We start from the raw sequence: 12,429 nt of genomic DNA, 5'->3' as shown, positions 1-12,429 counted from the left end.
TTGTTTTTGATATGAGCAAAGCAAGTAAAATAGTTTCAGATGCCATCATAGGAAATGACTTTTCTATTGTCTATGTGAATAGCAAGGCCTATACGATACATCCTCCTACAATCAAAACTCTTGCAGGATCAATATCATGTATCAGCAATTTAGATTTAGGCGATAATGCGACGTTAAAGGATATGTTGCTTTCCGCTAAAGATTGCAAAGCATACGCAAAGGCTCTGTCGTGGTTTATAAAGGGAAATCAGTCGTTGAGTGCTGAACTATCCAAAGGAACGTTCGAGGAGGTTGTAGACGCGCTTTCGTCGGCATTTGACTTGGTTGGTGTAACCCCTTTCTTGAAAGCTGCCAGTTTGACGAGGAACGCAAGCCTGCTGGCAGCAAGTCCGAGATAGCCGGCAACCGTACCCTTTTGGGGCAGATAACATCATTCATGGATAGCTTGCATCTTACGTATGATGAAGTAGTTAATGAAATCCCTTATCGCAATCTTATCATTATGCAGAAAGACAAACAGCATGAGGTGTATGGAGATATGGTGAAAACCATCAGCGGTAAGGATATGGCAAAACGTAGAAATAAAAAATAGAATATGGCACAGCTTAGTTTCAAGATTCAAGCAGAATGGGATAAAGTTCAGCGACTTAGAGAGGAAATAGCAAAGTTGAAGCAGGAGATAGGAAAAACTGACGCTATTCAGAATCCTACTGCGTTCAACAAACTGAACAGCAAGTTGCAGCAAACAGGAAAAGAGCTTAGCAGCGTTACGGGAAAGATTGCGCAGGCTTCCGCTACAATGGAGACAGACTTCAGACGGAAAATTTATGCAGCATCCCAAACTGTAAATGGGTTCACCGAAAAAATTATTGCGCAAAAAGCCGTTGTTAAAGATGTTGCTGCTGACGTAAGGAGGCTTGGCGAATCTTACCGTGAAGCCAAGAGGTATAGCCCGATGTCAGCAGACGGGAAACTTGCCGAATGGAAAGCTGCCAAGCGTACGTTGGAAGAGGAAAAAGCTGCATTATTCGGAATAACTCAAGAACAGGCGAATGCTCGTTTATCAGTGAAGAAACTCCGTGATGAGTATGCCTCACTAAGAAAAGAGGACGGTGGGACAGCTGAAACAATGAACCTGCTTACTTCAAAGATGAAGCAGATGGGGGTTGCCGTTTTTGGTGGTATTGGCTTGAAAGAGCTTGCAAGCAGGATTATCTCTGTCCGATCCGAGTTCGAGAGTATGGAAACATCGCTTAAAGTCCTTTTGGGCGGCAGCCAAGAAAAACTGAACACTATCATGGGGCAAATCAAAGAGTATGCCCTTGCTTCTCCTCTGAATACAAAGGATATGGTCGGTGCCGTACAGATGATGACTTCTTTTGGTATTGAAGCAGAGAAATCCATCGACTTCCTTAAAGCCATTGGAGATATTTCAATGGGCGATACAGGAAAATTCAATTCCCTTGCGTTGGCGTTCTCTCAGATGAGCAGTGCTGGAAAGTTAATGGGACAGGATTTGATGCAAATGGTCAATGCTGGCTTTAACCCATTGGAGGAAATTGCACGTAAGACAGGTAAATCAATAGGAGAACTCAAAGAGGAAATGTCCAAGGGTGCTATCTCTTCCAAGATGGTTCAGGATGCTTTCATCTCCGCCACGAGCGCAGGTGGTAAGTTTTTTGGTATGTCACAAGAGGGAGCGAAAACTCTCAACGGACAGATTTCCATGCTTCAGGAGAGCTTTGATATGATGTTCAACGAGATTGGACAAAAGGGTGAAGGAGTTGTGATGTATGCTGTAAAGGCAGGAACCTACCTTGTTGAACATTACGAGCAAACAGGCAAAGTTTTGGCAGGGTTGGTAGCAACATACGGAACTTACAAGACAGCAGTTTTAATAACGATGCTTGCTGAAAAAGCACACGCCGCTAATATGACCGTTACAGGATTTTCTGTTGATGTACTGAAAACAAAATTTAAGTCTCTCTATGCTACCATACTTGCCAACCCTTATGCACTTGCCGCAGCCGCTATTGTTGCTTTAGGAGGGGCTGTTTATATGGCTTCAACAGCAAGTGATGAGTTTGATAAAGCACAAGAAAGACTAAATAAAACTATCAAATCTAATGAAGGCCAGGTGTTGAGTGAAATTGAGAAACTTGACAAACTTAACAAAAGGCTTCAAGAAACAACAAAGGGGAGCGCTGAATACAAAGCCGTAAAAAAAGAGATTGTAGACCAATACGGGCGGTATTTTAATGGGATAGACGCAGAAATCGAAAAGGTTGGTAATCTTTCTTCTGTATATGAACAATTAGTGGAAAGTATTAAACGCTCTATTGGAGCAAGGGGACTTAAAGCTTTTTATGACCAAGAACTTTCTAATTATGACAAGACCGTTTCTTCAAAACTTGAAAAAGCTTATTCTTCGTTAAAAAAGAAATATGGCGAAGATGAAGGCTCAAGACTTTACCACAATCTTTATAGGGAAACAATTCTCGGGAAAAAAGGAAGTTTAAGTGTTGGTGATATAGGTAAACTTCAAAAAACATCATTTTGGGATATAAGATGGGGGAAAAATGCAAAAGATGGAATTGTTGATTTCAGAGCGAGTGTTGATGACCTGCGTGAGGATATATATAGCTCGAAAGCTGCATTCGATAAGGTTATATCTGATTACAAAGATAAATATGAGATTTCAGATGATAAATTCAATAAATTAATAGAGGGAAATACTAAGTCGACAAACAAAATTGAAAGCCCAAAAAGAAAAGTAGAAAACAATAAGAATAATGTTACTTCCAAACAAATAGACTACGACAAACTCGCCCGTGAGCGTTCAGACGCAGAGAGAGAACTTGCTGATAAATCATCACAGGCGTACATAGATTCCTTGCAAAATGGTTATGAGAAAGAAAAGAAGCAGCGAGAACTCAACCATAAGAAAGAGCTTGACGACTTGGAAAAGTACAAACGTGACTTCTTGCAAAAGAAAATCAGTGACGCCAAGCAGATATTCGAGGCAGACCCAAAGAACAAAGGGAAGAAGTTCAACGCATCATCTGTAACGCTGACACAGGATGAGCAGGACAAATTCGACAAGATGCGTTCCGACACCCTCAAGAAGCACGCCAACGAAGATAAGGAGTACCAAAGGAAGCAGACAGAATCCCTCAATGGCTACCTGAAGGAGTATGGTACGTTTGAGGAAAAGAAACTCGCTATTACACAGGAATATGAAGACAGAATCCGAAAGGCAAGTTCTGTCGGTGAAAAGGCTATTCTTGAAATGCAACGTGATAAGGAGATAGAAAAAATAAAGAATGACGACTTGCAAAGTTCTATCGACTGGAATGGCGTATTTTCTGATTTACAGGGGCATACCAAGCAATACCTACAAGGTTTGCGTAAACAATTACAGGATTTGCTCAACACGGGAGACCTTCCTATTGACCAGATGCAGGTTATCTCCGATAAAATAAATACTATTGACGATGAACTTGGAAAGCAGCAGGGTATTTGGGATTTCATCGGAGAAAGAACTCGTGAGCACAACAGATTGCTAAAAGAAGCAGCTGATGCACAGGAAAGATTAAATATTGCAAGAAGTGAGGAAGTTAAGGCTAATCTTGATGTATTTTCTGCTCAATCAAATGTTCAAAAAGAACTCGCATCAAAAGGCGTAAATCTTGATATAAAAGATATTTCCACCGCCTCCTTAAACGGAAAGATTGACCTCGCGGACGAAAAGTTTAAGGACCTGGTTCCGCTCCTGCAAAAGCTGGCAGTTGCAGAGGGGAAACTCACAGAGGCAAGGAAGAAAACGGCCAATGCAACGAACAAGGCTAAGCAGGCAGAAGACGCTGCAAAGCGAAAGCAAGCCCAAGCGGTTTCCGACTGGTTCAGCGGTGTACAAGAGTTCATTGATAAAAAAGGTATTGACCAAATACCAGATTTATTAGATTCTGTCGGTCTTGGCAAGGCAGGCGATAAAATAGCAAAAGGGCTTGACGGAGTTAATAGTGCAGCAGGAGCGGCTGCTGACTTCGCAACTGGTAATTATGTCGGCGCTGTTCTTAATAGCGTCTCTGCCATCAAATCCTTTGGCTCCGCATTGGGTATCGGCGAGGGAAACCGAAAACGGGTAGCTGAGACTACAGAACGATTAACTAAGTCGAACGAAGTTCTTGCCTCTCGCATAGATAACCTTTCCAAAATGATAGGCAGCTCGGCAGGTGCCAAGGCTGTAAATGCTTACAATACGGCGTTGAAAGCGCAGGAGGAAATCAATAAGAATCAGATGGAGATTCTAAAGATGCAAATGGGATATCACGGAAGCCATCACTCTAACGCTAAATATGCTGACGACAGGAAGATAGCTTCTTATAACAGGGACGCTCAACTTGCATTTAAGGCAGCTGGTGTAGATATGTCTACCATATCCGGCTTGAAGTCCATTTACAATCTCACCCCTGAACAACTCAAGGCTATTAAGGACTTTGCTCCAGATCTGTGGAACTACATTACCACTGTTGGTAAATATGACAAGTCCAAGTATTGGGATGATGTTGTGGATCAAGCAGGAAAGGCCGCAGAACTGACAGAGCAGATACAAAATAACCTCACGCAAACATCATTCAGTAGTTTAAGGGATAGTTTCCTTGATACATTAATGGATATGGATTCCGACGCAAGTGATTTCAGCAAAGCGTTTGAGAATATGTTGTTTAAATCCCTAATCAACACTAACGTACTGAATGACGAGTTCGACAGTTGGTTAAAACAGTTTCAGGAGAAGTGGGCAAACAAAGTCAAGGGTGGCACTATGTCTCAAACGGATTGGAATAGCTATGCAGAGGAATGGAATGCCAAACGTGACGAACTCGCAGTTATGCGTGACAACATTGCCAAGAGTGTAGGCTATACTGGTGTATCCATAGACCAGAAAGCCACCACAAATGGATTGTCGCAAATATCCTACGAGCAGGCTACAAACCTTATTGCACTTATCACAGCAGGAAACATATCAAGAGACCAAATAAAGGATATTTTACTGTCGCAGAAGCTAAGCTCCATTGATTTGTCACTCTCTGGTATCTCTTTGATAGGAAAAGACACTGTTTCAATAGCCGACGAGACGAGGACTATCCTTGCCAACTCATACATGGAATTAAAAGAGATAAACGAAAATACTGGTGTCTCGGCAAAGTGTCTCACGCAGATAGATGAAAATATAAACAGCATGAACAGGTTAATAAAGGATAAACTATGATAGGAGAATTATTTATCAACGGGAAAGATGCTTATAAAGAGTTTGGTGTCAATATGGGAGATAAATTTCTGGACGCCCTTGGCGATAAGGCTGGGCTGAAAGATTATATCACAAACAATGACCGCACGAAGGACGGTATAGAATATTGTAAGTCAATTCCTAAAATGAACGAACGTACGTTGACACTCACGTTTACAATCATGGGTGACAATCAAGCGGACTTTATTAGTAAAAAGGATTTGTTTTACGAAGAATTGAGCAAAGGTGACGTAGTTCTATCTGTTCCAAAAAACAGCGCAAAAGTTTTCCACCTTAAGTTCAAAGACACTACTGGCATGTATGCACAAAACGTGGAGCGGACATTCTGCAAGGTTGGCGTGAAATTCATGGAGCCAAATCCAAGGAATAGAAAATAATAAGAACAGGGTAACTATTAATGACTGTCAATTCTATTTTCAGAATAGGCATGGTTTCCATAATTTGACCACACCCTTCTGTACATGGTTTTTTATGACATTTCACCTATTGTCACATTTCAGATTTAAATAAACTTCATACAATGTTATAAATTGACGAACTTTGATGATATGACCATCTACAACATCAACGGCACAAAACTACTCGACGCCATCCTCACAGAGGGAGGTGAGCACGAGGAAGAGCTTGGCAAGACAAATCTTGTCAGGCTGTCATGGAACAGTGACAAGAAAGTCACCCTCCCCGCAGGAGCATATATCATTCCGTTTAACGACGGGCTGAAATACCGCCTGCTTGATACTTACACCCCATCAGAAGACAGCAAGCAGTTCAAGTATGCGCCAGAGTTCCACCACCCGTTGATGATTCTCTCCCGTGTGCCGTTCCTTTATTCAACCACAGACCAGAGCGGGACACCTGTCAAGCAGCAGGATTGGTCGTTTGACGGACTTACCGCTACGGCATTACAGCACGTATGCGATGCTATCAACGAAGCATTCGGGTTCACTACAGAAACTGACAAATTCACCTATACCCTCTGCGGAACAGTGGACGGCTCGGTGAACTTCTCCGTGTCCTCCAATGATATTCTATCTGTTATTTCCCTCATCGCACAGGCATGCAAGTCAAACAGCTGCGAGGGGCACCTGTCATGGGAGCACCGCACACTATACTTCGGTCAGGTATCTGTCAATCTCGGCGAGGACGTGCCACTGCTGAAGGTGCATGGCAACTTGCAGGTTGCGTCAGTGACGGCTTCCAAGGAGGCTTACTACAACTGCTTCTATCCGCAAGGCTCAACGAAGAACATGTCCAGCAAGGCTCAGGTGGGAACGGGGAACGTAGCTACACTCGCACGACTGTGCCTGAACACGGATAATTACCCAGATGGCTGCATCTACATTGGCACAGACGGTAAAATCATTCCCAAACCAGCTTTTGATGCCTCCAATGCCGTCAGGCAGACCCTCGCCCTGTCCTTTGATGACGTATATCCGCATATCAACCTCTACGCTTACAACATACGTAAGCGCACGCAGTACGTCAAGAACGGCGATACGGGAGAGTACATGAAAGACAAGGTTTTCACAATTTGGTATATGCGACTTGCCTACTGCACGACAGAGAAAGACGCTACCAGGACACCCGTCAATACGACCACCGACAAGGATGAGCAGGGGAAGCCGGTCACGCACTACTGGTACGATTATGAACTCGACCCGAAGAAACAAGTCTTGCAGGGGCACTCGCTCATGGGGACGTTCAAGGTCAATACGCACACGACGAACAACCAATACGACGCGCTCACGCAGGCTCTGGTCGGTCAGCCCAACGGTCAGGATGGATTTGAGTTTGCCTATCATGAAAAAAGCCGAGACATTCCTGCCAACAGCACAACAGGTGACAGTGGTGTCTCCGTTCAAAAAGGTGACTACGAGATTATCAAGTATCAAAGTGGGGACGTTATCATTCCCTCCAACGAGGAGGACGGACTAATACCACGAGGAAACAGACTGCCCGACCTTACCTGTAATATCGTTATCCTGTTCAACATCGTCATGGGTGAGTACGAGACAACACTTGCGCAGGAAGAGCTCGCCACACGGACGATAAAGGAGATCGAACGCAGGACACGGGATAACAACAACTATACCGCACCGTCCAACGCCGTGGAGTTCGAGAAGAAGAATCCCAATCTCTACATCGGGCAGCAAGTGACTTATGACGACGGGCAAGGCTATCAGCTTTCAACCCGCGTCATCAAATTGGTCACGAAGCTCGACTATCCTATCATACAGGAGATAACCGTGGGTAACCAAGCTGTCAAGGGAAACATCACACAGCTAAAGGAAGATGTGAAAAACATTCTTTCTGGCAATTTCAGTGGCGGTGGACTGAATGAAAGGCAGGTGTCTGATATTATCCGCAACTACACAGGCAAGCATTTCCTCTCCAAGCTGCAAGACGACACCGCACGGGGTCTGATTACGTTCTTAAAGGGCTTGGTGGCGCAAGCCGTCTCCTACTTCAAGGGCATCGTGAACAATGGCAACATCATCAACACGGGTGATATCGTAACGAGGAACCTCAGGGTAACGGAAAAGGCCACATTCTTCCAGTTGGAGATTCAGAAGGCCAAGGCAGCAGGTGGTATGACGGTGCACTCCGCTGGTACTTTCCATATAGATGCGGTGGAGGAAGCAACCGACACCGACGGATATGTGTGTTACCAACGAGCAGAGCAGGACGGTGTGAAGCTGTTGCAGAGGTGCGAGGTGTCCGACCAGATGATGTGCTCCAACGGCATGAATATCCTCAAGGGTGGAAAAGGTAATCACTTCTATTGGCGCAAGGTGACGGATGCACCCAAAGAGGTGGTGACACACACGATTAACGGCAAGGAGGAAAAGTGCCTGAAGATAGTGCTGTCCAAGACTGACCATTCCAAAAATACCGTTGACATACCACAGGTGGGTGACGACCTCGTTCAGATAGGAAACCCTGACAATAAGGAAAGGCAGAGTGTTATCATGACGTGTGCCTACAATAGCTTTGACCCTGACCTCGAGGCGCCCTACTGGGTGCAGTACACGGGTGTGAAAAACTACGAACTGTCCAAGTACAAGCGCACTTGGTTTGCCGCAAATGGAAGTCAGGTGACAGGCAACTTCAAGGTGCAGAGTGATAACGGAGGAGAGGAATCTATCGAGGACTACATGAAAGGGCTGGCATCTGACAGTAACATGGAGATGTGGAACGTATCGTTTTCCATTCGCAATATCACTGGAAAACAAGGTGAGACTTTCAGTCTGAAGGTTGTGCGCATCGTGGGCGACAAGGCCGAGGAGGTAGATGGTGCCGCCCTTTCTGCCGCCGGTGCCGACCTGCTGCTATTTAGTGACGACATGGGTATGGAGATTCGTGTGCAGCCCGGTGTGAACTACCTTACGGCGAACTATGGCTATAGGCGTTACCTTGTGGCTCGTGTCGTTAGGAATGACTCCGACGTCACGCTGGCGCAAGACACCATCTATGCGGAGGCGATGGACGGGAAGCCCGGCAAGGATGCCGTGAGCTACAAGCTGATACCGATACAGGAAGCAGCCGTGGCATACAAGGCGGAGAATGGAGACAAACTTGTAAGATTGCTGTTAAAGTATAAAGTACAGAAAACTGTTGGTGAAGTTACTCAAGAATTAGCTCTCGGAGATGAGGGCATAACGCTGTCTGTGGTTGGTATTACTGAAACATTCGTGTTAACGGACGGTGCGTATGTCTTGGATAAAAAAAATATTCCATACAAAGAGGAGAACATCGAAACATACGTTGTCACGCTGACAAAAGGCAGTAATATCGTAGACCAGCGTATCGTGCCTATCACATTTAAGCCAAGCGTGGTGTTCGATATTGACACGGTGAATGGAACAATTACCAGTCAGATTGAAGCTGCTAATGGTAAAATAAACTCTGTTGAGCGGGACCTCAACCAGACCAAAGCCACGGTTGGAGATCTGAATGAGCAGTACACACAGCTAAATATGAAGTCAGACGCAATTAGTCTTACCGTGAATAATGGAACACGTCCTAACTTGCTGTGGGGCAGCGACCTTGATTTGTCGGAGGTGCAGAATAAGATACAGCTTGCCTATGACAATGGTAATATTATTAAGCAAAAGACAGCTAAAAAGGAAGATTTACAACGGCAGTTGGATGCTACTCCTACCAATGACACGGCAAAGCGCAATGACCTACAGAAGCAGATAAACGATTGCAACAATGAGATAAACACTGCAAGGAATAGGGTTAATGAGTGCAAGGTGGCCATCGAGAAGCATTTGGGCGTAAAAATGGAAGAGATAAAGGTGGATAGTAAAGAATATTTCCAACATCTCAAAGGTGGTGGTGTGGCTGGCTCTGATGCCCTGATGTTCAAATCAAAAGACGGTGTCGCTCGTTGGACAAATATTAAGTGGGAGAAAATAAAGGTAAAGCCAAACACGGTCTACACGATGAGTGCATGGGTGAAGTTTAAGCCTAACAAAGAAGATGTCAATCAGATTTATGTCGGCGTAATCGAGACGGAAAGCTCACAGGGATTAGCGTTTATGGAGGGCAGCGACAACCAATATTATCTGGGCGAGATAAATCAATGGGAGCGCAGGCACTGGACTTTCAAAACCAATGATAAAACGTTGCTTACGGTACTATTTGCACACTCTGGCACAGACGAGAGCCTGATGTGGCTCTGCCGTCCCAAGCTGGAGGAGAGTGACAAGGCCACACCGTGGTGCGAGTATGACGGAACGGTAGAAGCACTGTTAGCGAGTGGCTTGGACATCAAGAACAGGAAAATGATAGCTACCACCGACAACTTCATGGTGCAGAACAACAAGGGCGAATGGACGTTCTTGTTGGATGAGAACGGACACATCAACGCAAAACTCATATCCGCTGAAAGTATCACCGCACAGAAGATAGCGCAGCCGTTTGTGGAGCAGAAGTCGTTTGACTTGTTAATGACAAGTCCGTCACTGTCGTGGTATATCACTAAGGGCGATAATATCAATGGTAGATATGTTCTCGCTTCCGAACTTAACGGTGCTGTATTAAATATCTACAATTACACCACTGAAACGATATGGTTTTATTCAACGCTTGCTGCAGGAAAAACAACACATCCGAACAAAACGTTAAATGTCCGTGTGGAAATAGAGCCTGGAGCTATGTTTAGGGCGATTGGTGTGCCAATTGAAGGTGTGGAAATGGCTACAGACAATGGTACGACAACACTTGTTGCGCTCGTGCCGCTCGTTCCAATGGAGCTGACGAGTCTGTCTGGAGACATGAGAGCTAAATATATAGGAGTTGTAAAAGGATTTTTGACAATTAGATAAGAAAATCGTCAACTTGTGAACTAAAAACTAAAAAATATGAACTCAAACGAAATGTGTGGCTGCGGAACAGAGGAAAATACCTCGAGCGCAAAAGGAATAGTAAGAATCAACTACAAGGAGGACTTCGAGTTAGTGGTGGAGCTGCTGGCTGGAGATAAGCCGTACCAATTGGGTGATGAGGACTTCAGGATAGACTTCATGGTCATGGCGAGCCGCTACACGGTTGGGCGCACGGCAGGCGTGTGCGAGCGGTGTGCGGTGGACGGCAACAAGATAAGGTGCTTCATGGATGGACATGGCTTGCCACCGGGGGGACTGCGTGCGGAAGTCAAGGTGAACACGCCTGACCCGAACTATGCAGACGGCAAAAGGTTGAACGTGGCGATTGCCGAGGGTACGGTGGTATTAGTGAAGGACAACACACGCTTTGACGGTGCGGTGGTGAAAGCAAATATCCCTGTTGCTTTGGTTGATGCCTACCAGTTGGCTAAGGCACACGGCTACAAGGGTACGATTGACGAGTATTACGCCACCTTTACGGAGATTGGTCATCTGAAAGAGAATATTAAGGGAACGCTGGATGAAATGACGGAAGCTGAGAAACTGCGTGCTAACGCTGAAACAGAAAGAGCTAAGGCGGAAACAGAACGGCAGCGGAAACAAGACAGCGTGAATACTGCCGAGGATGAGCGGGTGAAGAATGAGCAGCAGCGACAGAATAGCGAGGAAAAACGTCAACAGGCGGAATTGAATAGATTTACCGCTGAAAACTATCGTGCGAGCGCAGAGGTAGAACGATTAAATGCTGAACAGCGACGCAACAGCACGGAACAGGCACGACAGACAGCTGAGAACCAACGTAGAGAAAATGAGCGGGAAAGGTTTGGTTCAGAAAATGCGCGTTTCAAATGGGAAGAGGGACGCACACAGGCGGAAACACAGCGACAGACTGCCGAAGAAGAGCGCAAGAAAGCCGAGATTGAAAGGGTTAATTCGGAAAAAGCAAGGAAAGGAAATGAAGATGCAAGAATAAAAGCCGAACAGCAGCGGAATGCCACGGAAGAGCAGCGGAAAGAGGCTGAACGCCTAAGGGTACAGCAAGAAACATCACGTCAGCAGGCGGAAGATGCAAGAGTAAAGGATGAGCAGCTGCGGACGGCCAGCGAGACGAAACGACAGCAAGCTGAACGTGAAAGAGTGCAGGCAGAGAATGCACGGTCTGAAAAGGAGAACGAAAGGTTGGTTAGTGAACAGTCACGCACAGATGCTGAAAAGCTAAGGGTTGAAGCGGAAACAAAGAGAGCAAGCGCAGAACAGCTCAGAGTAGAAGCCGAAACAAAGCGTGTGGAGACGGACAAGGAAATCATGTCCACGCTTGAGTACGTCAATGCACAAAAGTACATCAAGGAAAACGAGTACGAGCGTGAGGTAAGGGCGATCGAAGCGATTAAAAATGCACCGAAAGACCCAACGCAGGATGTGTGGCTGGATGCTACCGACGGTGAGATAAAGAGCGGCCCGGCAGAGGGAAATCTGACAAAGAATGCCATTACCTATTATTATCTTGGCAAGCGTGTTGTCAAAGGCAATTTCAGTGGGGCGACACGCGAGAACGATTGGGCAGGAAATAAATATGTTCGCCACTTGGATGTAAGGAACTGGGATATGACGCTATGCACGGACGCAAGTCTAAAATTTAATGGCTATTCAAACTTGGTATCTCTTGACACCTCTAACTGGAATTTGTCGGCACTGACGAATGGTTTTTACATGTTCGGTAGCTGT

The 12,429-nt window shown here is 45.4% G+C and carries 5 protein-coding genes; all 5 read left to right on the top strand.

Features of this window, described 5'->3' with window-relative positions; translation table 11 throughout:
- The first annotated feature begins 11 nt into the window (after positions 1 to 11).
- Positions 12 to 398 (top strand): hypothetical protein, encoded by a 387-nt coding sequence (locus HMPREF0645_RS10720; protein WP_007175030.1) that lies wholly within the window; start codon positions 12 to 14, stop codon positions 396 to 398.
- A gap of 197 nt (positions 399 to 595) precedes the next feature.
- Positions 596 to 5,272 (top strand): tape measure protein, encoded by a 4,677-nt coding sequence (locus HMPREF0645_RS10715; protein ID WP_007175028.1) that lies wholly within the window; start codon positions 596 to 598, stop codon positions 5,270 to 5,272.
- The gene (locus HMPREF0645_RS10710) at positions 5,269 to 5,688 is read left to right on the top strand and encodes a hypothetical protein (RefSeq protein WP_007175027.1); all 420 of its coding nucleotides are present in this window, start codon (positions 5,269 to 5,271) and stop codon (positions 5,686 to 5,688) included. Before HMPREF0645_RS10715 ends, HMPREF0645_RS10710 begins: the two co-directional genes overlap by 4 nt.
- Before the next feature lie 153 nt (positions 5,689 to 5,841).
- Positions 5,842 to 10,644, top strand: coding sequence for a coiled-coil domain-containing protein (locus tag HMPREF0645_RS10705; RefSeq protein ID WP_245544027.1), 4,803 nt, complete (start codon positions 5,842 to 5,844; stop codon positions 10,642 to 10,644).
- Positions 10,645 to 10,680: 36 nt separating this feature from the next.
- Positions 10,681 to 12,429: BspA family leucine-rich repeat surface protein (locus tag HMPREF0645_RS13875; RefSeq protein ID WP_007175025.1), on the top strand; the 1,749-nt coding region annotated here is incomplete at its 3' end.

This window comes from Hallella bergensis DSM 17361 (assembly GCF_000160535.1).
GTDB classification, from domain to species: domain Bacteria; phylum Bacteroidota; class Bacteroidia; order Bacteroidales; family Bacteroidaceae; genus Prevotella; species Prevotella bergensis.
The sequence above is the reverse complement of the archived record's forward strand: the minus strand, read 5'-3'. Positions and strand labels throughout refer to the sequence as shown.

Excerpts from the sequence above, each read along its gene's own strand:
- HMPREF0645_RS10710 (WP_007175027.1), top strand. The coding sequence starts at position 5,269 with ATGATAGGAGAATTATTTATCAACGGGAAAGATGCTTATAAAGAGTTT.
- HMPREF0645_RS10715 (WP_007175028.1), top strand. The coding sequence starts at position 596 with ATGGCACAGCTTAGTTTCAAGATTCAAGCAGAATGGGATAAAGTTCAG.
- HMPREF0645_RS10720 (WP_007175030.1), top strand. The coding sequence starts at position 12 with ATGAGCAAAGCAAGTAAAATAGTTTCAGATGCCATCATAGGAAATGAC.